21 protein-coding genes are annotated in these 21,692 nt (G+C 71.7%); 17 read left to right on the top strand and 4 right to left on the bottom strand.

The genetic code is table 11. The features are described from left to right. Positions 1–7: 7 nt before the first annotated feature. Genes ACIQCJ_RS14190 through ACIQCJ_RS14180 form a run of 3 tightly spaced genes read left to right on the top strand, consistent with a single transcriptional unit; the run spans position 8 to position 3,554 of the window. Positions 8–865: an SDR family NAD(P)-dependent oxidoreductase gene (locus tag ACIQCJ_RS14190; RefSeq protein ID WP_401856408.1), complete on the top strand. Its 858-nt coding sequence runs from the start codon at positions 8–10 to the stop codon at positions 863–865. Next, on the top strand, positions 865–2,109 hold the full coding sequence (locus tag ACIQCJ_RS14185) for a cytochrome P450 (protein ID WP_401719033.1): 1,245 nt from the start codon (positions 865–867) through the stop codon (positions 2,107–2,109). The genes ACIQCJ_RS14190 and ACIQCJ_RS14185 overlap by 1 nt, the downstream gene beginning before the upstream one ends. A 53-nt stretch (positions 2,110–2,162) precedes the next feature. Then, positions 2,163–3,554 carry an MFS transporter gene (locus ACIQCJ_RS14180; protein ID WP_401719030.1) on the top strand — a complete coding sequence of 464 codons (1,392 nt, stop codon included), beginning with the start codon at positions 2,163–2,165 and terminating at the stop codon, positions 3,552–3,554. Here ACIQCJ_RS14180 and ACIQCJ_RS14175 read toward each other — a convergent pair. From ACIQCJ_RS14175 to ACIQCJ_RS14165, 3 genes are read right to left on the bottom strand one after another with little or no spacing between them, the layout of a single operon-like run. Continuing rightward, a complete protein-coding gene (locus ACIQCJ_RS14175) occupies positions 3,501–4,289 on the bottom strand; it encodes a hypothetical protein (protein ID WP_402711507.1) in 789 nt (262 codons plus the stop codon). The two genes, ACIQCJ_RS14180 and ACIQCJ_RS14175, sit on opposite strands and share 54 nt — an antisense overlap. Then, a complete protein-coding gene (locus ACIQCJ_RS14170) occupies positions 4,286–5,479 on the bottom strand; it encodes a CoA transferase (protein WP_402711506.1) in 1,194 nt (397 codons plus the stop codon). Before ACIQCJ_RS14170 ends, ACIQCJ_RS14175 begins: the two co-directional genes overlap by 4 nt. Further along, positions 5,476–5,985 (bottom strand): VOC family protein, encoded by a 510-nt coding sequence (locus ACIQCJ_RS14165; protein ID WP_188284259.1) that lies wholly within the window; start codon positions 5,983–5,985, stop codon positions 5,476–5,478. Before ACIQCJ_RS14165 ends, ACIQCJ_RS14170 begins: the two co-directional genes overlap by 4 nt. Positions 5,986–6,176: 191 nt before the next feature. On the opposite strand from ACIQCJ_RS14165, the gene ACIQCJ_RS14160 reads away from it, so the two are divergent. The 8 genes from ACIQCJ_RS14160 (at position 6,177) to ACIQCJ_RS14125 (ending at position 15,886) form a co-directional block, all read left to right on the top strand. Beyond that, on the top strand, positions 6,177–7,040 hold the full coding sequence (locus tag ACIQCJ_RS14160; RefSeq protein ID WP_355342471.1) for a branched-chain amino acid ABC transporter permease: 864 nt from the start codon (positions 6,177–6,179) through the stop codon (positions 7,038–7,040). Further along, the gene (locus ACIQCJ_RS14155) at positions 7,037–8,944 is read left to right on the top strand and encodes an ATP-binding cassette domain-containing protein (protein WP_402711505.1); all 1,908 of its coding nucleotides are present in this window, start codon (positions 7,037–7,039) and stop codon (positions 8,942–8,944) included. The genes ACIQCJ_RS14160 and ACIQCJ_RS14155 overlap by 4 nt, the downstream gene beginning before the upstream one ends. Continuing rightward, the gene (locus tag ACIQCJ_RS14150) at positions 8,941–9,663 is read left to right on the top strand and encodes an ABC transporter ATP-binding protein (protein WP_355342465.1); all 723 of its coding nucleotides are present in this window, start codon (positions 8,941–8,943) and stop codon (positions 9,661–9,663) included. The genes ACIQCJ_RS14155 and ACIQCJ_RS14150 overlap by 4 nt, the downstream gene beginning before the upstream one ends. Before the next feature lie 188 nt (positions 9,664–9,851). Further along, a complete protein-coding gene (locus ACIQCJ_RS14145) occupies positions 9,852–12,038 on the top strand; it encodes an acetate--CoA ligase family protein (RefSeq protein WP_402711504.1) in 2,187 nt (728 codons plus the stop codon). Further along, positions 12,035–13,399, top strand: a complete 1,365-nt coding sequence (locus tag ACIQCJ_RS14140) for a CaiB/BaiF CoA transferase family protein (RefSeq protein WP_402711503.1) — start codon at positions 12,035–12,037, stop codon at positions 13,397–13,399. The genes ACIQCJ_RS14145 and ACIQCJ_RS14140 overlap by 4 nt, the downstream gene beginning before the upstream one ends. Further along, positions 13,396–14,301: an enoyl-CoA hydratase/isomerase family protein gene (locus ACIQCJ_RS14135; RefSeq protein ID WP_402711502.1), complete on the top strand. Its 906-nt coding sequence runs from the start codon at positions 13,396–13,398 to the stop codon at positions 14,299–14,301. The genes ACIQCJ_RS14140 and ACIQCJ_RS14135 overlap by 4 nt, the downstream gene beginning before the upstream one ends. Further along, entirely contained in the window at positions 14,298–15,029 is a 732-nt protein-coding gene (locus ACIQCJ_RS14130) for an enoyl-CoA hydratase-related protein (RefSeq protein WP_391163032.1), read from the top strand. Before ACIQCJ_RS14135 ends, ACIQCJ_RS14130 begins: the two co-directional genes overlap by 4 nt. Then, positions 15,026–15,886, top strand: coding sequence for an enoyl-CoA hydratase/isomerase family protein (locus ACIQCJ_RS14125; RefSeq protein ID WP_402711501.1), 861 nt, complete (start codon positions 15,026–15,028; stop codon positions 15,884–15,886). The genes ACIQCJ_RS14130 and ACIQCJ_RS14125 overlap by 4 nt, the downstream gene beginning before the upstream one ends. 47 nt (positions 15,887–15,933) lie before the next feature. On the opposite strand, the gene ACIQCJ_RS14120 is transcribed toward ACIQCJ_RS14125, so the two are convergent. After that, positions 15,934–16,416: a MarR family transcriptional regulator gene (locus ACIQCJ_RS14120; protein WP_355342447.1), complete on the bottom strand. Its 483-nt coding sequence runs from the start codon at positions 16,414–16,416 to the stop codon at positions 15,934–15,936. 257 nt (positions 16,417–16,673) lie between these two features. Between ACIQCJ_RS14120 and ACIQCJ_RS14115 the strand changes: the two genes are divergently transcribed. The 6 genes from ACIQCJ_RS14115 to fdxA all read left to right on the top strand — a co-directional run bounded on the left by ACIQCJ_RS14115 (position 16,674) and on the right by fdxA (position 21,663). Further along, entirely contained in the window at positions 16,674–17,252 is a 579-nt protein-coding gene (locus ACIQCJ_RS14115) for a hypothetical protein (RefSeq protein WP_401308625.1), read from the top strand. A 4-nt stretch (positions 17,253–17,256) separates the two neighbouring features. Beyond that, a complete protein-coding gene (locus ACIQCJ_RS14110; protein WP_402711500.1) occupies positions 17,257–17,730 on the top strand; it encodes a nuclear transport factor 2 family protein in 474 nt (157 codons plus the stop codon). A gap of 42 nt (positions 17,731–17,772) precedes the next feature. Continuing rightward, complete coding sequence (locus tag ACIQCJ_RS14105; protein WP_402711499.1) at positions 17,773–18,882, top strand: NAD-dependent epimerase/dehydratase family protein; 1,110 nt, start codon at positions 17,773–17,775, stop codon at positions 18,880–18,882. Beyond that, a complete protein-coding gene (locus ACIQCJ_RS14100; RefSeq protein WP_402711498.1) occupies positions 18,879–19,760 on the top strand; it encodes a sugar phosphate isomerase/epimerase family protein in 882 nt (293 codons plus the stop codon). The genes ACIQCJ_RS14105 and ACIQCJ_RS14100 overlap by 4 nt, the downstream gene beginning before the upstream one ends. Before the next feature lie 84 nt (positions 19,761–19,844). Beyond that, positions 19,845–21,200, top strand: a complete 1,356-nt coding sequence (locus tag ACIQCJ_RS14095; RefSeq protein ID WP_402711497.1) for an FAD-dependent oxidoreductase — start codon at positions 19,845–19,847, stop codon at positions 21,198–21,200. A 112-nt stretch (positions 21,201–21,312) separates the two neighbouring features. Further along, positions 21,313–21,663, top strand: coding sequence for a ferredoxin (gene fdxA / locus ACIQCJ_RS14090; protein WP_355342430.1), 351 nt, complete (start codon positions 21,313–21,315; stop codon positions 21,661–21,663). Positions 21,664–21,692: the final 29 nt, after the last annotated feature.

The raw sequence follows: 21,692 nt of genomic DNA, 5'->3' as shown, positions 1-21,692 counted from the left end.
TCGCTAAATGAATGATCGGGAGGTTCCGGTGCGCTACCTCATCACGGGCGCGGGCAGTGGGATCGGACGTGCGGTGGCGACCCTGGCCGCGCGCGCGGCCGGGAGCGAAGGAGCCGGGCAGGCGCGGCTCGCGCTGCTCGACCGCGACGCCGGGGCCATCGAGGCGGTCGCCGCCGAACTCCGGGGGACCGGCGCCGAATGCCTGCCGCTGGCCGTCGACCTGAGCGACCCGGCGGCGGTCGGCAAGGCGGTGGAAGAGGCCGTCTCCGCCTTCGGCGGCCTCGACGCCCTCGTGAGCAACGCCGGGATCAGCTCGGCCGACCCGCTCGAAGACCTCAGCCTGGAGACCTTCCAGCGCACGTTCGACGTCAACACCCGCGCGACCTTCCTGCTGGCACGGGCGGCCTTCCCGGCGCTCCGCGAGTCGCGCGGTGCGATCGTCGCCACCGCGTCGATCTCCGCGACGCATCCGACACCGCCGCTCGGCATGTACAGCGCGAGCAAGGCGGCGCTGAAGATGATGGTCCAGCAGATGGCGGTGGAATGGGGCCGGTACGGAATCCGGGCCAACTGCGTCTCGCCCGGCCCGACGGACACCGGCCTGACCCGTAAATCGTTCGGCGACGCGGAGGACACGGCCGCGGCGGCGAACAGGCGCTACCGCGAAGCGGTCTCCCCCATGCGGAAGATCGCGCGCGCCGAGGACATCGCCGACGCCGTGCTCTACCTCGCGGGTCCGCGCGCCGGGCATGTCACCGGCGTGGACCTGCCCGTCGACGGCGGCCTGTCGCTGACCGTCATGCCGCTCACGGGGGGCACACCCGGATACCGACTCGACGAGATCGCGCAGGAGGCGACGTCGTGATGACCGACACCACCGCTGGGACGCTGCCCGGATTCCTCTCCTCCGAGGTCGCGGCCGACCCCGACGCCTTCTACCGGCGGCTGCGGGCCGAGGCCCCCGTGCACTGGGACGACGGCTACCGCGGCTACCTGATCAGCAAGCACGCCGACGTCGGAGCCGCCTACCGCAACCCGCTGTTCTCCACCCAGAACTACGAGGTCAGCCTCCAGCCCGTCTTCGGCCGCTCGATGCTCCAGATGGACGGCGCCGAACACAGCCGCAAGAAGGCCCTGGTCACCCCGTACTTCCGCGGCAAGGGCCTGGAGAAGTGGGCGCCGGTCATCGCGCGCAATGTCGCGACGATCCTGGACCGCTCCGTCGCGTCGGCGTCCGCGCACCTCACCCGCGGCTTCCGGCCGGGCGACACCGTCGACCTGCTGGCCGACTTCGGCTACTACCTGCCGGTCTACGTGATCACCGACATGCTCGGGCTGCCGCACAGCGACTACGACCGGTTCTTCGACTGGTACAGCAGGCACGTGGCCTTCCTCGGCAACCTCGCCCGCGACCCGGAGATCGACGAACTCGGCCGCCGGGCCACCAAGGAACTCTGGGAGTACCTCGCCCCCGTGATCGAGGACCGCCGCTCGCACCTCGGCGAGGACCTCATCTCCGGGCTGATCACCGCCGAGATCGACGGCGAGCGCCTGGACGACCTCGAAATCCTCACCCACGTCACGCAGTTGCTCAACGCCGGGTCCGAGACCACCGGCAAGGCGCTGGCCAGTATGTTCGCCTATCTGCTGCGCGAGCGGACGCTGTTCGAGGAGGTACGGGACGACCGCTCGCAGGTCATCCCCGCGATCAGCGAGACCCTGCGGATCAGCCCGCCGTCCCAGATGAACGGCCGCAAGGTCACCCAGGACGTCGAGGTCAAGGGCACCCTGCTGCCCGCGGGCACCCTGGTGATGCTCCTCATGGCCTCGGCCAACCGCGACGAGGACCGGTTCTCCGACCCGGACACCTTCGACTTCCACCGGCCCGACCTCGACCACGCCAAGACGTTCACCGCGGCCGGTGACACCTTCGCCTTCGGCTCGGGGCGGCACTTCTGCCTCGGCGCGATGCTCGCCAAGTCCGAGCTGGAGATGGCCTCGAACGTCCTGCTCGACCGGTTCCCCGGCATGCGCCTGGCCGACGGGTTCGAGCCCGCGTGGTCGGGCCTGAAGATGCGGTCGGTGGACAGGCTGACGGTGACCCTCTGAACGACCGGCCGCCGGGGCCGGGGGCGAGCGGGCGTGCCCTGTCGGCACTGCTGGTGTCCGCCGCCCTGGTCTCGGCGGCGGTCGTCACCCTCGGCGCCCCGCTCGTGCCGCGGGTCCAGCAGACCTTCGGCGTCGGCACCGAGGCGTCCCAGTGGTCGTACACGATCACCCTGCTCGTCGGCGCCACCCTGACCCCGCTGCTCGGCCGGCTCGCCGACGGACGGCGGCGAAGACCCGCGATGGTCGTGGTGTGCGCGCTGGTCACCCTCGGATGCGCGGTCTCCGCCGCCGGGACCCACTTCGGGGTCTTCCTGGCGGGACGCGCGCTCCAGGGCATCGCGGTGGCGCTGGTGGCGATGACCATCGCGTGCGCCCGCGACCTGTACTCCGGTCCCGCGACGGCCCGCCTGGTCGCGCTGCTGTCGATCACCACGGCGCTCGGCGCCGGGGCGGCCTACCCGCTCACGACGTTCGTGGCCGACCACTTCGGCCTGCGGGCGGCGTACGGCGGCGCCACGGTGCTCGCGCTGCTCGTCACGCTCGCGGTGGCCGCCGGTCTGCCGCGAACGGTGCCGGTGGGCCGCGACGCGCCGCTGGACGTGCCGGGCGCGGTGGTCCTGATCGCCGCCACGGCGTGCGCGCTGCTGGCCGTCAGCCAGGGCAACTCCTGGGGCTGGTCGAGCGCCGGGGTGCTCGTCCTCGGCGCAGCGGCCCTCTGCCTGTCGCTGTGGTGGATCCGGCTCGAACTGCGCGCCCCCCACCCCTTGGTGCAACTGCGGCTCTTCGCCCGGCGCGACGTCCTCGCCGCGCACCTCACCGGCCTGCTGATGGGCGTGAGCCTGTACAACACGCCCGTCCTCATCACCCGCATCGGTCTCGCCTCCCGCGACACGCGGTACGGCGTGGGGCTCAGCCTCAGCGCGATCGGTGTGGTGATGGTCCCCATCGCGCTGTGCAACTACCTGAGCAGCCGCACCGCGACGGCGCTGGCGCGGGCCAGGGGCCGACGGGTCGCGCTGGCGTCGGGAGGCGTCGTCGGCGCGCTCGGGCCGCTGATGCTGATCGAGGTCGACGGGCACCTGGCGCTGCTGGTGGCGGCGGTCGTCCTGACGTCCTGGGGAGCGGGGGCGACCTTCGGCACGCTGCCCGGCCTCATCGTCGACTCGGTCGAACCGGGCGAGACCGGCAGCGCCACCAGCGTCAACATCCTGCTGCGGGCGGTCGGCGGCGCGGTGGGCAGCGCGGTCACCGCGGCGCTGATCGGCGCGGCCCACGGACCGGCGGGGGAGGCGACGACGACCGGGCTGACCTGGGCCGCGCTCGCCTGCGCCGCCACCTGCGCGGCCTCGGTCGTGGTCAGCTGCTGTGTGCCGAGCCGCCGCGCGCGCCGGTCAGAGCCGCGGCCGGCCGCCGTCGAACCAGTCCCACTCCCACGGGCGGATTGACAGCATCGGCGTGCTCAGCAGGACGTGCTCCGCGTCGCCGGGCGCGCTGTCCCGCCCGATCCAGTCGGGCCGCGCGTCCTCGACGCGGGCGCTTGTCTCCAGGACGTCGCCGTCGAGGTACAGCACGCGCACCGTCAGACCGTCGTCGGCGCTCCCGGCCGGTGACCCGAACCCGCCCGCGCCCTCGGCGAACCGGTACGTCGCCGCGCCCGCGACACCGGGCACCGCGAGCACCGCCGGAATCAACTCCCGGTCCAGCGCGGCGAAACGGGCCGCGCCCGCGAGCTCGGCGGGAGCGGCCGTCCTGGACAGCGTGAGGTGGACGCCCCGGTGCGGGCGGTGCGGGAGCGCCGCCGCCGCGACGAGGACGCGCGGGGCCGCGTACTCCTTGACCGGGTGGAAGAAGCCGACCGGGCGTCGTTCGGTCCAGGGCAGTTCGGGGCGGCGGCCCCACCACAGCGCGCGCTGGTTGAGGTCGGTCCACTCCCGCAGCGCGGACTCCAGCGGGGCACGGAACCCGTAGGCGACGGCGTACTGGACGGGTGCGTAGGCGTCGTCGCCGACATGGCCGGCCGCCGCGCACCGCGGGGTGCGGACCCAGCGGTCCCCCCAGGCGACGCCGGGGAGCAGCGCGTTCTCCGGCAGGTGGTCGAGCTGGTGCCACGCGTTGTACTCGGCGTGCCGGGTGGCGTCGTTGAGGTGCGTGAAGGTGAGGAAGAGCCGGTCGGTGCTCATATCGGGCGGCTTTCGGCCCGCGGCTCTTCGGCGGGCGCCCGCGACCACTCGCGCAGGACCGCGTCGTTGTCGGCGCCGCGCCGGGGCGCGGGGGCGGGCGTGTCCTGCCCCCATCCGGCCGACCGCGTGACCGGACCCGGTACGGGGAACACGCCGACGCCTGGCTGATCCACCTGGTGGAACAGGTCGTTGGCGGTCACGAGCGGATCGCGGACGAATTCGCCGACGGTCCGGTAGTCGCCCCACAGGACGTGCCCGGCGTCGAGCGCGGCGACGGCCTCGGTGTGGGTGTGCGCGGAGAACCACGGCGCGAGGATCGCCGAGATCAGGTCCCGGTGCTCGTACCGTGCCGCCTCGTCGCCGAAGTCCACGCCGAGCGTGCGCTGAAGGCTGTCGAGGACGGTACGTGTGCCGGTCAGTCCGACGAGCTTGTCCCAGTGCCTGGCGGTCAGGGCGACGACCATCACCCGGCGGCCGTCGCCGGTCGCGAAGTCGCAACCGTAGCTGCCGTAGAGGTAGTTGCCGTCGCGCAGCCGTCCCGCGCCGTTCACCACCGCGTCGGCGACGAAGCCGAGGTGGGCCATGGTCGCGGCGGCGACGTCCGCGAGGTTGACCTCGACGAGCCGGCCGCGGCCGGTGGCGGCGCGTTCGGTGTGCGCCGCGAGCAGGGCCAGCGCCACGTGCAGACCGGTGAGCAGGTCCCAGGCGGGCAGGACGTGGTTGACCGGGAGCGAGGAGTCCACGGGTCCGGTGAGCCAGGGCAGGCCCACCTCGGAGTTGATCGTGTAGTCGACCGCCGGACGTCCGTCGCCGCGCCCGCCGATGTGGGCGACGATGACATCGGGCCTGACGCGGCGCAGTTCCTGGTAGTCCAGCCACGACTGGCCGACCGCGTTGGTGACCAGCAGGCCGTGGCCGCCGCCCGGTGCGGCCAGCAGTTCGCGCACCACGTCGCGCCCGGACTCCGACCGCAGATCGACCTCGACCGAGCGCTTGCCCTTGTTGAGCCCTGCCCAGTACAGGCTGGTGCCGTCCGCGCCGCGCGGCAGCCGCCGGGTGTCCGTGGCGCCGCCGACGGGGTCCACCCGTACGACGTCCGCGCCGAGTTGGGCGAGCGTCATCGTCGCGGAGGGGCCCGCGACGTACGTCGACAGGTCGAGGACGTGGAGTCCGGTCAGCGGCCCGCTCATGCGAACGGGGAGACGTACGGGATGTTCTTGGCGGCGGCGGCCTCGGCGATCCAGCCGTCGATCTGCTCGGCCACCTCGTGCGAGACCAACTCGATCCACATGCCGGGGGATTCGGGGTTGTAGTGGAAGGTGGCGCGGCCGATGCCGCCGTCCTCGGCGACGCCGTTCAGCTCGCGCCGGTATCCCCTGGCCTCCAGCGCCGCCGCCGCGGCGCGCAGGTCGTCGGTGTAGTAGCCGAGGTGGTGGACCCTGCGCCCGCCCGTCACGTTGAGGTACGGCGCCGGGTCGATCTGCTCCAGCAGCTCGATGAAGTGCGGGCCCTGGAGCGAGTAGGTGAAGCGGACCTCGCGCCCGACGACGCCGTCGGGGCACTCCAGCGGAACGGTCGAGGTCAGCGGCGGTGCCCAGTCCAGGCGCAGGGCGTCGCCCATGGCCGCCATCGCCTTGTCGAGGCTGTCCACGATCATGCCGGTGTGGTACAGCCGGAGCAGCGGCTCGGTGCTCATGAAGGGCCCCTCTCTGTGGTCGGGCGACGAACGTTACATCATGCTAAGTAAATCCGGCAGTGTCGGTGCGAGCCGACGCGGAAGGTTTCCGACGACCCCTTGACAGGGATGATCCGCGACCTCAGTCTCATAGCAGTTAGCCATGTGAAAGATTCTGGTGCGGACCGTTCCTGGGCACAAGGGAGTGCGCAATGATCTCGCTGGTCGTGACCGGCCTCTCGCAGGCGGCGGTGCTGATTCCGCTGGTCCTGGCGGTGAGTCTGGTGTTCCGTGTGAGCGGAGTCGTCAACTTCGGCGCCGGGAACTTCTGCGTCTTCGCCGGTGCCGCGTGCGCCTCCTGGGGGGCCGGCAACAGCGGTCTCGGCGTCGTCCTGACGATCGTGGTCGGCGGTGTCCTGGGCGCCGCCTGCTACGCGATCGCGATCGTGCCCGCGCAGCGCAAGAAGGTGCCGGTGATCGGCCTGACCCTCGCCACCCTCGGCTTCGGACTCCTGCTCAACTTCCTGACCCGCACGTGGTTCGGCGGCGAGCCCTCGATCGTGCAGCCCTGGATCCACGGCTCGGTCTCGATCGGCAGTTACGAGACCTCCAAGCAACGGCTGCTGGTCATCGGCCTGTCGCTCCTCCTGCTGCTCGTGATGTGGTTCCTGTTCGACCGGACGCTCATCGGGCACCACCTGTCCGCCGTCTCCTTCGACCACGAACTGGCGCAGGTCTACGGCGTCCGCACGATGCGGTTCGAACTGCTCGCCTGGGTGGTCTCGGGCGCCTGCCTGGTCATCGGCGGCATCTTCCAGGCCTCGCTCGGCAGCGTCTCGGTCGACGTCGCGCCCACCCTCCTCGTCCTGAGCCTGGTCGGCGCCGTCATCGGCGGCCTCGGAAGTCTCTTCGGCGCGGTGGGCGGCGCCGTCGTGGCCGGTTTCGTGATGACCTTCACCGACCAGCACATCGCCGCCAGTTACCACCTGACCTCACTCTTCGTGATCCTGTCCCTGGTGCTGCTCGTGCGGCCGACAGGGCTGTTCACCTTCCGCGGAACGGCTGAGCGCGTATGAGCACCATCGGACTGGACAAGGCCGCACCGCGCGAGGTGAGCGGCGCCCCGAAGAAACCCGAAGGAATACGCAGGGCACTGACCTCGGTCTGGGCCAAACACGTCGCGGGCCCACTGGTCCTGGTGATCGTCGGACTCGTCGCCAGCGGCAACGACTACTACGTCCACCTGGCGTCCGCCGGAGTCATCGCGTACATCCTCACGACGGCCTTCAACATCGTCTACGGCTACGCGGGCATCTTCAATCTCTCGGTCGTCATCACCTACGGCGTCGGGGCCTTCACCAGCGTCTATCTCGAAGTCCGGTTCGGAATGCCGTTCTGGCCCGCGCTGCTGATCTCCGTCGCGGTCACCACCGTGCTCTCCGTTCTCGTGGCGGTTCCCACCCGAGGGCTCAACGAGCTGTTCCTCGCCATCCAGACGCTCGCCTTCGCGCTCGCGCTCGCCGAAGTCATGGTGAACTGGCACGAGTTCAGCGGCGGCACGATCGGCATCTACTCGATTCCGCTGCCCACGTTCTTCGGCCACCAGCTCATCAGCGGCTATCTCTCGTACTACTGGCTCGCCGCTTTCTTCGCGTGGCTCACGTACGAACTCGTCCTGCGCATCCACCTGTCGGCGATGCGGCGCAAACTGACCGCGCTGCGCGAGGGGCCGCGCGTCCTCGCCTCGGTGGGGGTCTCGCCCGACTCGACGCGGCTGGTCGCCTTCGCGATCTCCGGCGGCCTCGCCGGACTCGCCGGGGTGCTCTTCGCCCACTTCCAGCTCGTGATCGACCTGGAGACCTTCAGCTTCACCCGCCTGGTCGCGCTGCTGCTCGCCGCGATCCTCGGCGGAAGCGGCTACTTCCTCGGCCCGGTGTTCGGCGTCGTCGCCATCCTGGTGATGGACGAGCTGTCGCTGGCCACCAGCCAGGCCCAGGACCTGGTCTACGGCGTGGGCATCCTGGTGCTCGTCGTGCTCACCCGCGGCGGCATCGCGGGCGGCCTGGACAACCTCGTGAAGTGGCTGATCAGGCGCCGACGGCCGGACGAAGCGGCAGAGCCCACCGGCGAGTTGGAGCCGCGGGAACCGGGCCTCGCCGTCGCCGAGACGGTGACCCAGGTGACCCACCGCCTGGCGGACTCGGTCAGGGCCGTGCACCGGGACGCACGGGTCGAGGTGCGCGGAGTGTCGGTCGCCTTCGGCGGCAACACCGCGGTCAACGATGTCTCGCTCTCCTTCGCGACCGGTGAGGTCATCGGACTCATCGGCCCCAACGGCGCGGGCAAGACCACGCTCCTGAACGCGATCACCGGGGACGTCCGGGCGACCGGCTCCGTGCGCCTCGGCGACGACGAGATCCTCGGCACGCCCGCGCAGAACCTCGTACGGGCGGGCATCGGCCGGACGTTCCAGAGCCCGAAGGTCATCCCCGAACTGACCCTGCTGGAGAACGTCATGCTCGCCGGGGACGGCATCGGCAAGGTCGGCTGGCTCCGCCAGTCGCTGCTGAGCCCGGCCGCCCGCAAGCAGGCGCTGGCCGGACGCGACCGGGCGATGACCCTGCTCACCGACCTCGCCCTCGCCGACCGCGCCAGGAGCCTGGCCGCGGACCAGCCGTACGGCGTGCTCCGCCTGGTCGAGATCGCCCGCAATCTGATGCTCGACCCGGCGTTCCTGCTGCTGGACGAACCCGGCGCGGGACTCACCGAGTTCGAACGCCAGGAGATCGCCGCGACCGTCCGCGCGCTCGGCGCCCGCGACCTCGGGGTGGTCCTGGTCGACCACAATCTTCCGCTGATCACCAGCGCCTGCGACCGCGTCTACGTCCTGGACCACGGCCAGGTCATCGCGGAGGGCCCGCCCGACGAGGTCTTCGCACAGCAAGAGGTCATCTCCGCCTACCTGGGGGTTCCCGGATGAGCACGCCGCTTCTCGACGTCACCGGCCTGACGGCCGGCTACGGCGACCACCAACCCGTACTCCACGACGTCTCCTTCACCCTCGCCGAGGGCGAACTGCTCGGCCTGGTCGGGATGAACGGCGCGGGCAAGACGACCCTGATGCGCGCCCTCAGCGGCGGCCTCAAGCCCCGGTCGGGGGAGGTCTCCTTCCAGGGCGAGCGGATGAACGGATTCTCGACGGCCGCCAGCGTCCGCAAGGGGATCGTGATCGTGCCGGAGGGGCACCGCGTCCTGCGCCCGCTCACGGTCGAGGAGAATCTGCAGATCTCCGCGATGCGGCTGAGCAGGCGCGCCGTGCGGCGCGCGATCGCCGAGAAGCAGGCCCTGGTCTACGAGTTGTTCCCGATCCTGGCGGAGCGCCGCACGCAGCTCGCGGGCCTGCTCTCGGGCGGGGAGCAGCAGATGCTCTCCCTGGCCCGCGCCGTCATCCAGCGGCCCAGACTGCTGCTCCTGGACGAGCCGTCGCTGGGGCTCGCCCCGGTCGTGATCGAGAAGATCTACGCGTCCCTGCGGGCCCTCCAGGCCGAGGGCATCTCGATGCTGGTCGTCGAGCAGAACAGCGACCGCCTGGCCAGGGCCAGCGAACGGCTGATCGTCCTGCGCGACGGCCGGATCGCCGCCACCGGCACGCCGTCCTCCCTCCAGGGAGCCGAGCTCAACGCCGCCTACTTCGGCTGAGCGGCCGGGTCGCCCAGGTGTCCGGCCGCAGGGCCATGGGCGATACTTTACGTGGCTAAATAAATCGCCCCACGTCCTTCGCCCACGTCCTTCGCGCGACGTCCCTTCGCCCGGGCTTCCCCGCCCGAATCCCCGCCCGAATCCCACGGTCCGATCTCCATCGCCCGACTCCCGAGGAGTTACGCCCCATGCTCACCGTTGACTACGCGGCACGACGCTCGATCGTCGAGCCGGACAGGCTGCGCCGCTTCTTCGGCGCCCGCAGTATCGCGGTCGTGGGAGCATCGCCGAGCTCCAGCTGGGCGCGCAATCTCCTCAACGCCCTCGAACTCGGCGGCGGGGTGCGGGATGTGCGCTTCGTCCACCCCAAGTACGACGAGGTGTTCGGCAAACCGACCGTCCCGACGCTGCGGGACCTCGAAAAGCCCGTCGACATGGCCTACATCATGGTCGGCCCGAGCCGGGTCGACGCCATCCTCGAGGACGCCGCCGCGGCGGGTATCAAGAACGCGGTCATCCTCGCCTCCGGATACGGGGAGTCCGGAGCCGACGGACGCGACCGGCAGCGGCGGCTGGCGCGGAGCGCGGTCGATCTCGACCTGACGCTCATGGGCCCGAACACCATCGGATTCATCAACGCGGTGGACGGGGTGGTGCCCTGGGCCGTCGCCACCGAGTCCGCCCCCGTGGCCGGTCCGGTCGGCGCCGTCTTCGAGAGCGGTTCGATGGCGCGGGCGACGTATCAGTTCGCCCAGGCGCACGGCGTGGGCTCCACGCTGTGGGCGTCGGTGGGCAACTCGGCCGTACTGACCAGCCTGGACGTCCTCGACTACCTGATCGAGGACGAGAGCACCCGCGCCATCGCCCTGTTCCTGGAGACCGTGCGCGAGCCGGACCGGCTCTTCGAACTCGGCACGAAGGCGCTGCGGGCGGGCAAGCCGATCGTGGTCTACAAGGCCGGGCGGAGCGAGGAGGGCATGCGCTCCGCCATGGCGCACACCGGCGCCATGGCCACCGACGACGCCGTCGTGGACGCGGCGTTCCGGCAGGCGGGCATGGTCCGCGTCGAGAGCGTCGAGGAACTGGTCGCGACCGCCGGGGTGTTCGGCTACAGCCCGCGGCTCCCGGACGGCCGCCGCATGGGCGTCGTGACCTCGTCCGGCGGCGGCTGCAACATCATCGCCGACCTCGCCTCGGTCAACGGCCTGGCCCTGCCCGGCTGGCAGGAGGACACCGGCGCCAAACTGGCCGCGCACCTGCCGGAGTTCGCCTCGATCCTCAACCCCCTCGACACCACCGGCTTCGGCCACGCCCGCGCCAGACCCCGGCCGACGAAGGCCGAGGACGACCTCATGGAGATCGCGGTCGAGGACTCCGGGATCGACTTCATGTTCTCGATGATGACGCCGCTGCCGGACGAGCGCCCCGAGGACCCGACGTTCATCGAGAGCCGGATGAAGATCATCGGCGAGATCGTGGCCGCCTCGCCCATACCGGTCTTCCTCTCGTCCAACACCTGCCTGGACATCTCGCCGTACGCCCTGTCGCTGCTCTCCGAGAACAAGCTGTTCCTGCTGCCCGGCGTCGACCTCGCGATCACCTCCCTCGGGCATGTGGCCCGGTGGGTCGAGCAGCGCGACGCGCTTCGGGTGACGGCGAGCGGGACCGGGGAAGTGCCGCCCGCCGCGGTCGGCGACGGGCCGACGGCCGGCACCTGGGCGGAGGACGAGGGGCGGGCCCTGCTGGAGGCGGCCGGTGTGCCGATCGTCCCGGCCGTGCTCGTCCACTCCGCGGCCGAGGCGGCGGGCGCGGCGGCCAAGGCCGGCGGCCCGGTGGCGATGAAGATCTGCTCGCGGGCCGTCGCGCACAAGTCCGACGTCGGCGGAGTCGTCCTCGGCGTCGAGGGCGCCGGGGCCGCGGCGACGGCGTACGACTCGATCACGGCGACGGTGGCGCGGAACGTCCCCGGCGCCGACCTGCGCGGTGTGCTCGTCTCGCCGATGCGGGAGCCGGGACAGGAACTCCTCGTCGGCGTCACGGTCGACTCGACCTTCGGGCCGGTGCTCGCGGTGGGCCTCGGCGGCATCTGGGTGGAGGTCATGAAGGACACCAGCCTGCGGGTGCTGCCCGTCGACGCCCGCGAAGTGCGCCGGATGCTGGGGGAGTTGAAGGGCGCCGCCCTGCTGCGCGGCGCACGCGGCAGCACGGCCGCCGACCTCGACGCGCTGAGCGAGGCGATCGTGGCGATCAGCCGGGCCGCCCTGTCGGTCGGACCCAGCCTGGACACCCTGGAGGTCAACCCCCTGCGCGTCAACGGCAGTCGGGTCGAAGCGCTCGACGTACTCGTCACGGCCACGGTGGGGGAGGACGCATGACCGCGCCCGACATCGAGCGCGCGACCGCGCCTGTGGACGGAACCGGCGTCGAGCGTACGACCGCGCCTGTGGTCACCACGGACACCGCGCCCCGGCCCGCGCCCGGCGCGCCCGAATTCCTCGCCGGAGCGCTCGACGGGATCAAGGTCCTCGACCTCACCCGCTTCCTCCAGGGCCCCTACGCGACCCGCATCCTCGCCGACCTCGGCGCGGAGGTCGTCAAGGTGGAGCGGCCGGGCGGCGAGTGGGACCGGCGGCTGCGCCAGGCCCCGGACGGATACGCCGGGTTCTTCACCGGCCTCAACCGCGGCAAGAAGTCGATCGCCGTCGACATCACCACTCCCGAGGGCCGCGACATCGTCAAGGCCCTCGCCCGCGAGTGCGACGTCGTCGTGGAGAACTTCCGGCTCGGCGTCATGGAGAAGCTGGGCCTGGGCTACGACACCCTGCGCCAGGAGAATCCGGGCATCGTCTACGCCGCCGCGTCCGGCTACGGCCCCCTGGGCCCGCGCGCCAAGGAGCCGATGTTCGACATGGTCGCGCAGGCCGTCTCCGGCCTCTCGGACTTCGTCCGCACCCCGGACGGGGCGCCCCGGCTCGCCAGCCGCGGGATGGCCGACTCGGCCGGCGCCGTCTTCCTCGCGATGGGCATCCTGACCGCGCTCCTGGCCAAGGAGCGCACCGGGCGGGGCCAGCGCGTGGACGGCTCGCTCGTCGGCTCCTGCCTGGCCATGCACACCGCCGAGGTCACCATCGCGCTGCACGGCGACGAGGTGAAGCGCACCCAGGGCCGTGTGACGTCGACCTCGGGCGCGTTCCGCTGCGGGGACGACCGCTGGATCGTCATCGGCGCCACCGACCAGAAGGTGTGGCACGGGCTGACCGCGGCCCTTGGCCGGCCCGACCTGCGCGACGATCCGCGGTTCGAGAAGAGCAGGATCCGCGAGCGGCACCGCGACGTCCTGGAGCCGGTCCTGGAGGAGATCTTCCTGACCGCCGACCGGGACACCTGGGTCGAGCGGATGCGGGACAACGGCGTACCCGTGGCTCCCGTCAACACCTTCGTCGAGGCCGCCCGCGACCCCGACGTCCTCGCGAACGGCTTCGTCGTCGAGCAGCCGGACGCGACCTGGGGGACCGTCCGCACCGTGGGCAGCCCGTTCCTGCTCAGCGCCACCCCCGCGCGGGTCGGCGACTGGACACCGGAGCTGGGCGCCGACACCCGCGACGTGCTCGCGCGCCTCGGCGTCCCGCAGGACCGTATCGACGCGCTCGTCGCGGACGGCGTGGTCGAGCAGGCGCGGCCCGCGCACGCACCGTCGGAATCACCCCGAGCAACGGAAGAGGTGGGCAAGGCGTGAAGTACGGAACCCCGGAGAGCATCGCCGCCGCGGCGCGACAGGTGCTGTACGAGGCCGACCCGGCGTCCGGCATCGCGTATCTGACGCTGAACCGGCCGGAGAAGCACAACGCCATGAGCGTGCCCATGCGCGACCGAATCATCGAGCTGATGGCGCTTGCCGGGGACGACCCGACGGTGCGGGTCATCGTGATCCGGGGCAACGGGAAGTCGTTCTGCAGCGGCAACGAGATCAACGAGCAGTGGGGCCAGAAGCGCCCGCACGAGCGGCGCCGCACCCTGACGGTCGGCTACCGGTACGGCGCGGACATGGCGTGGGGCCGACTGGGCTTCAGCCAGGCGATCTCCCGCTCGCCGAAGGTCACCGTCGCCCAACTGCACGGCTACTGCGCCGCGGCGGCCTACTTCATGATCGCGTGCAAGGCCGACGTGGTGACGGCCGCCGAGGACAGCAGGATCGGCGCGCTCGAAGCGCGCTTCCTGGGCCCGGCGGGCGCGGTCGCCAGCGTGCACATCAACCGCATCCTGGGCATGAAGGCCGCCCGCCGCACCGGCTTCACCGCGATGCCGATGAGCGGGACCGAGGCGCACCACCTCGGCCTCGTCGACACCGTCACCCCGGCCGCCGAACTCGCCGCGGCCACACGGACGATCGCGGCCGACCTCGCCGCCCGGCCCCCCGGCCACCTGCTGTACCTGAAGTCGCGGCTGCGCGCCGCCGAGGGCGTGATGGACACCAGCGTCCCCTCGATCACGGGGCTGTTGGTCTCGCACTTCCTCCAATCGGGCCCGGACGAGATGGACTTCTGGAAGACCGCGAGGGACGTCGGCGTCGGCGGCGCGCTCGACGCCGACAAGAAACGCAAAGGCGCGGCCGACCCCCGCCTGGGGGTGAAGGGATGAGCGCCGTCGACCTCCGCGTGGCCGACGGCCGCGCGTACATCGAGGTGGAGAGCTTCGCCCCGCTGACGGCCCATGACCCCGCCTTCGCCGCCGAGTTGGCCGCGGCCGTCGTCGAGGCGTCGGACGACGACCACGTCAAGGCGATCGTGCTGCGCACCACGGGGCCCGACTTCGCGCCGGAGGCGGCCACCGGATTCCCGTCCGCGGCCGAGGCGCCGACCACCTGGCACCGCGCCTTCGCCGCGTCGACCGCGGTCTACCAGGCGACCTGCTTCGCGAAGAAGGTCGTGATCGCCGAGGTGCGCGGGGCGTGCCACGGGGCGGGCACCGCGCTCCTGCTCTGTACCGACCTGGCCGTCGCGAGCGAGGACGCCGTGTTCGGCTCGCCCTTCCTCGACGTGCCCGAGGCGAATTTCGTCCTGGCCGCGCTGACGGTCCGGCTCAACCGCGCCAAGTCGTGGCTGCTCAGGGGGACCGTCCACGACGCGGCCACCGCCGGGCGGATCGGGCTGGTCAACCGGGTCGTCCCGGACGGCCGGCTCCGCGCGGAGGTCGTGTCGATGACCGCCGCCGTCATCGGCATGCCGCTGGACGGCATGACGATGTCGAAGATGCTCCAGCAGGCCGTCTACGACGCGCACGGCGTGGGCCGGGAGTTCGACCTGGCCGACCACTACGCGATCCACCGCGCGGCGGTCGGGTCCGGTCTCACGGAGGAGAGCGCATGAGCGAGGGCCGGGTCGAACTGGGCAAGGACCACGAGAACCACATCGCGACCGTCACCGTACGGCGTCCCGCGACGGGCAACCTCATGACCCGCGCCATGGCCGAGCAGTTCGCGGCCCACCTCGCGGACGTCGACCGGGACGACGACGTGAAGGCCGTCCTGATCCGCGGCGAGGGCGACGACCTGTGCGCGGGCTGGGACCCGGCCGACGCCTGGGACCAGTACGTGGAGGCGCCCGGCGGATCGGTGCGCAAGCACCCGAGCCAGCGGGCGCGGCTGATCGCGCTGGACGAGGCGTGGTGGGGGAGTACGGGCCTGTACAGCCGGCTGCTGCGCTGCCGGAAGGTGACGGTCGTCGAGGCGCGTGGCCGCTGCTGGGACACCGGCCTCTACCTGGCGCTCTGCGCGGACCTGGTGGTCGCGGGCGAGGACGCGACCTTCGGTTCCCCCCGGTGGCACAACGTCGGGGTGGACGGCGACATGTCGCTGCTGTTCGCGACGGTCGGCCTCAAGCGGGCCAAGGAGTTGATGTACTGCAACGTGGCCTGGTCGGCGCGGACCGCGCTCGACTACGGTCTGGTCGACCGCGTCGCCGAGGACGCGCCACGGGGGGCGGCCGAACTCGCCGCCATGTGCGCGTCGATCATGCGGGACGGCATCGTCACCGAGAAGTACGCCGTCTTCGCCTCGCTGGAGAAGCTGGGCGTCGGGCTCTCGTTCGCCGCGACCACCGTCGTCGGCGCCTCGCTGAGCAACATCCACTTCCAGCCGGGCGAGTTCAACTTCCTGCGGGAGGTGCGTCGCGAGGGCGCCGAGGCGGCCCTGGCGCGCTCACGCGAGGAGGTCGAGATCCGCTGACCGCCGCCTACGGCCGGTGCCCGCCGGCCGCCGCGGGCCGGGGGACGTCAGGGGCGGCGCGGCAGCTCGGGGTCGCAGAGCCGCTCCAGGGCGGGCAGCGCGGTGAGCAGGCTCTCCAGCTCCGTGTCGTCCAGCCGTCCCAGGTGCTCCTCCAGCCAGACCTCGCGGCTCTTGAGCACCTGCTCCCGCTCGTCGGCGCCGCTGGGCGTCAGCTCGATCAGCGCCGCCCTGCGGTCGGCGGGGTCGGCGGTACGGGAGACGTAGCCGAGTTCGATGAGGCGGTTGAGCGACCTGGTCACCGACGGCGGGGAGACCCTTTCCGACGCCGCCAGCTCGCCCGCGGAGACGGGCTGGTTGCGGCCGATGTTGAAGAGCAGCGAAATGAGGGCATAGCTCAGACCGTCGTCATTCTGCTGCCGCAATACCCGTCCGAGGCGACCGAGCGTCATCCGCAGGCGCGTCAGATCCTCGCGCCGGATGGCGTGCTCGTGCTTGACGCGGTCGACAGAGCCGTTAGTGGTCGTGGTCATCCTTACCCCGAATCTGGGCGTTCGCCTCATCAACTTCGCGCTGCTAAGTATGCGCCCGGCGGGCTTCCCGACGCCACGTGCCCACGCCGTAGATCTGTCAGGGCCATGTCCAGAAACCCCGTTTCATCGGGGGTTTGCGTACATCTGCGCTGATTCGCCGAACACCCTTGCGGGTGTCGGATTCAGCCATTAGTTTACATGGTTAGATAAATTGTGGCGACCGTCACACGGAGATCCCGTATCCCTGAGGAGGGAAAATGAAGGACTTCAGGCCGGAGCTGACGTACACCAGCTTCGAGGCGCACATGCACAAGGCCAAAACACCTCTGCAGCTCAAGCATCTCGAGACGGTTGTCCACCACTCGAAGGGCGAGGTGCTGGCCGACCTCGACATGGTCCTGCCGACGCTCTCGGACGACCCGCAGTACCACGAGTACGGCGTCCTGGGGAACGTCAAGGGGGACACCGGCCCGAAGGGCATCGAGCAGGTTCGAGCCAACTACACCGAGATGGTGAACAACGGCTCGTACGTCATCGAGTCGAAGAAGACCCGTGTGGTGGTCGGCGACTACGACATCGTCACCGAGGGCACCTTCCGGCAGATCCTGACCGCCGCGGTCGCCCGCAAGATGGGCTTCGTGGACGACACCTCGCCCGCGAGCCCCTTCTACGTGCTGTCGGCCAGGACCGTCGTCTTCTGGGAGTTCGACGAGAACGACAAGGCCAGGGGCGAGGACCGCTACGTCCTGGACCACCACATCGTCCCGCTGGCCGAGGAGGACCTGCCGGACGACTACCCCGACAAGTTCCGCACCGCGCCGAAGGCCGAGGTCTGAGCACATGACGACACGCACCGAGGGCCGGTCGCTGGAGCAGCGGATCGACGAGCTGGAGGGCCGGGCGGAGTTCGCCGACATCGTCGCGGGCTACTGCGAGGGCACCGACCGCCGCGACATCGACCGCTTCATGAGCATCTGGCACGACGACGCCGAGTACCTGATCCCCGGCGGGCGCGGCGACTTCCACGGCACGGACGAGATCTGCCGCTCGCAGGAGGTCATCGGGAAGGTGTGGAAGGAGACCTACCACTGGACCACCAACCACACGGCCCGCTTCGAGACCCCCGACCGCGCGACCGGCCGCAGCGACGCCATCGCCGTCTGCGTCCACCCGGACGGCAGGATCAGTTGGGTGAGCTGCACCTACCACGACGTCTACGAGCGCCGCGCGGGCGCCTGGAAGCTCGCCCGGCGCCTGGTCGAGCGCTACTTCGTGAGCGCGCCGCAGGACGTCGAACTGCTTCCGCCCTTCTGACCGCAGGACCGCCGACACGGGCCCCATCGTCAAGGAGACGAGATGAGTGCTGGACGAGTGCTGGTGGCCGGGGCCAGCGGGCTCATAGGGGCCGCGGCGATCACCGCCTTCGCCGCCGAGGGGTGGGACGTGGTCGCCTTCTCACGACGCCCGCCCGAGGCGGACGGATCCGTACGGTGCCGGCACGTGCCGGTGGACCTCACGGACGGGTCCGCGACCCGCGAGGCCGTCGCCGCGCTGGCACCCCGGCCGACCCACCTGGTCTACGCGGCGGCGTACGAAAAACCGGACCTGGTCGCCGGGTGGTCCGACCCGCGGCAGATGGCGACCAACGAGGCGATGCTCGGCAACGTCCTCGGGCCGCTGGCCGAGGAGGGCGCGCTGCGGCACGCCACCGTCATGCAGGGGACGAAGGCGTACGGCGCCCACCTGCACCCGATCCCGGTCCCGGCGCGGGAGCGGGCGCCGCGCGACAACCACGAGAACTTCTACTGGCGCCAGGAGGACCTGCTCAGGGAGCTGGCCGACCGCCACGCGTTCGACTGGACCATTCTGCGGCCGGTCCAGGTCGTGGGACCGGCGTACGGCGTCTCCTACTGCACACCGCCGGTGATCGGCGCCTTCGCCGCGCTCAGTGCCGCGACGGGCATCCCGTTCGGCTTCCCCGGCGGCACCGTCCACCCGGTCCGCCAGGTGGTGGACGCGCGGCTGGTCGCGGGCGCCCTGGTGTGGGCGGCGACCTCGCCCGCGGCTCGGGGCGAGCACTTCAACCTGACGAACGGCGAGGTGTTCTCCTGGCAGGAGCTCTGGCCGTCCCTGGCCGACGCGATGGGCGTGCCGTGCGCGCCGCCCCGTCCGATGAGTCTGACCGAGGAGCTGCCCCGGCTGGCCGGGGTCTGGCAGGAGCTCGTGACCAAGCACGGGCTCCGCCCGCTCTCCCTGCTCGACGTCCTCGGCCGGTCGCATCAGTACGCCGACTACACCTTCGGATACGGCCTGACGACGATGCCGCCGCCCGCGCTCGTCAGCACGGTCAAGGTGAAACAGGCCGGCTACACCCGGGTCCACGACACCGAGGCGACCTTCCGCGACGCGCTGCGGACGCTGGTCGAGCGCCGCGTGCTGCCCGACCTGACGGGAGCCGCCGGGTGAACGCGCCGCCCGCGGCGCGCGAGCCCCGGCTGGTCCTGGCCTGGGGCACCGTGCGCGACGCGTCGTTCCCCGACCGCGTCGCCGCGGCCCGCCGGGCCGGGTACGAGGGGATCGGGCTCGCGATCCCGTACTACCGGGACCTGCTCGCGCGGGGATGGAAGGACCGCGACCTCGCCGCGGTGCTCGCCGAGTGGGACGTGCGGATCAACGAGGTCGAGGTGCTGTTCGGCTTCCACGGCGCGCCGGGCCGACCGGCGGGCGTCGCCGGCCGTCCTGGTCTGGTCTACGCCGACCCGGAGCTGGAGAGGACCGCCTTCCACCTGGCCGACACCTTCGGGGTGCCCTTCGCGCAGACCGTCGGCACCTTCGACGCCCGGCCGATCGGACCTGAAGTGGTGGACGCCTTCGGGGAGTTGTGCGACCGGGCGGCGGCGCACGGGCTGAGGGTGGCGCTGGAATTCGTGCCGTACAGCAGCATCCCCGACCTGGCGTCCGGGCTGGCCGTCGTGGCCGGGGCGGACCGTGGCAACGGCGGTCTGTGCGTGGACAGTTGGCACTTCTTCCGCGGTGACCCGGACCTGGGGCTGCTGCGTACGGCGCCGCCGGAGCGCGTGTTCATGGTGCAGTTCAACGACGGCCCGGTGCCGCCGGTCGACCCCGACCGCATGGTGGACGCCGTCCACCACCGGGTCCTGCCCGGCGAGGGCGACTTCGACCTGCGCGCGTTCGTGGCGGCCCTCGACCGGCCGGGCGTCGAGGCGCCGTTCTCGGTCGAGGTCTACTGCGACGCGCTGCGGTCGCGGCCGACGTCCGAGGTGGCGCGGCGGGCGGCGGACGCCACGCGCGCGGTCGTCGCGTCCGTGCCGCGAACCCTCTGAAACGACCCGTGGTGTGACCGTTGACACGTATTGCTTCGCCTGGTTAAGTACACATGGCTAAGCAATGGTGGGGATGAGGAGCAGATGAACCCTTACCGTGTCGCCGTCGTCGGTTCGGGACCGGCGGGCGTCTACGCGACCGACGCTCTCGTGCGCGGCGCGCTCGATGTGTCGGTCGACGTCTACGACCGGCTGCCCACGCCGTACGGCCTGGTGCGGTACGGCGTCGCGCCCGACCACCCGAGGATCAAGTCCATCGTGGTCGCCCTGCGGAAGGTGCTCGAACGCGACGGGGTCCGCTTTCTCGGTGACGTCCACGTCGGCCGCGACGTGACGACGCGGGAACTCGCGGAGCTGTACGACGCGGTGGTGTTCGCGACCGGCGCCTCCGTCGGCCGCAGGCTCGCCGTACCGGGGGAGGAGCTGGCCGGGGTCTGCTCGGCCACCGACTTCGTCGCCTGGTACAGCGGCCATCCCGACCACGCCCGCGCGGGGGAGTCCTTCCCGCTGGAGGCGGAGTCGGTGGCCGTCGTCGGCGCGGGCAACGTGGCGCTCGACGTGGCGCGCCTGCTGGTGAAGTCGGCGGCGGACCTGGCGCGGACCGACATGCCGCCGCACGTCCTGGACCGGCTCGCGCGCAGCCGTGTCCGCGACGTCCACCTCGTCTGCCGCCGCGGGCCGGAGCACGCGAAGTTCACCGCGAAGGAACTGCGTGAACTGCTCGAACTCCACGATGTCGCGACCGAGTTGGACGCCGGGCTGCTGCCCGCCGGGTCGAAGGACCCGCTGACCGCGGCCAACCTCAAGGTCTTCGCCGACCTCGCCTCCCGTGAGGTGCCCGCCGTCCGGCGCACCCTGCGCTTCCACTTCTGGTCCCGCCCCGTGGAGCTGTTGGGCGAGGGCGGCGCCGTCACCGCCGTGCGCCTGGAAAGGACGCGGGAGGCCGGCGGCGCGGTCGTGGCGACCGGCGAGGTCACCGATCTCACGGCCGGCATGGTCGTCCGGTCGGTCGGCTACCACAGCACACAGGTCGGCGCCCTGCCGTTCGACGAGGACCTGGGCCGCGTCCCGCACGACGCCGGCCGGGTGCTGGGCCCCGACGGCCGGGCGCTCGACGGTCACTACGTCGCCGGGTGGGCCAAACGCGGGCCGTCCGGGGTCGTCGGCACGAACCGGGCCTGCGCCGCCGACACGGTGGCCGGTCTCGTCGCGGACCTGGCGGCCCGGCCGCCCCGCGGCGCCGGGCCCGACGAGGTCGACCGGGTGCTCGCCGAGCGCGGCGTCAGGCCCGTCACGTACGACGGCTGGCTGTCGATCGACGCGGAGGAGGAGAGCCGCGGCCGGAACCTCGGCCGGGCGCGTACCAAGATCCCCGACTGGGAGACCCTGCGGCACGTCGCCGCGGCGGACGCCGACCGGCCGGACCGGGGCGCGGCCTGACGCGCGGGCGCCCACGACCGCCCGAACCCCGGGCGCACCGCAGGCCGTTCATCACCGCCCGAACCGGCGGGCGTTCACCACTGTCCCTCTCAACCAGGAAGTCGGCATTCCCATGGCCTACGTCATCCACGGCGCCTGCATCGACGTGCTCGACCGGAGCTGCGTCGAGGTCTGCCCGGTCGACTGCATCTACGAGGGCTCGCGCAAGGCGTACATCCACCCCGACGAGTGCGTGGACTGCGGTGCCTGCGAGCCGGTCTGTCCCGTCACGGCCATCAAGTACCGCGACGAAGTACCCGAGGGCCAGGCCGACTTCGTGGAGGACAACGCCCGCTTCTTCCTCGAACCCCTTCCGGGGCGCGACGAGCCGCTGGGCCACCCCGGCGGCTCGGCCGACCTCGGACCCACCGGTGTCGACACCGCTCTGGTGTCCCACCGCCCGGCGTCGTCGGGCGGCGCCTGACCCCATCCACCTCGGAGGCCCAACCCGCC

The organism is Streptomyces sp. NPDC093221 (assembly GCF_044753885.1).
Classification (GTDB): domain Bacteria; phylum Actinomycetota; class Actinomycetes; order Streptomycetales; family Streptomycetaceae; genus Actinacidiphila.
Note: the sequence above shows the minus strand (reverse complement) of the source record. Positions and strands in the feature narration are given on the sequence as shown.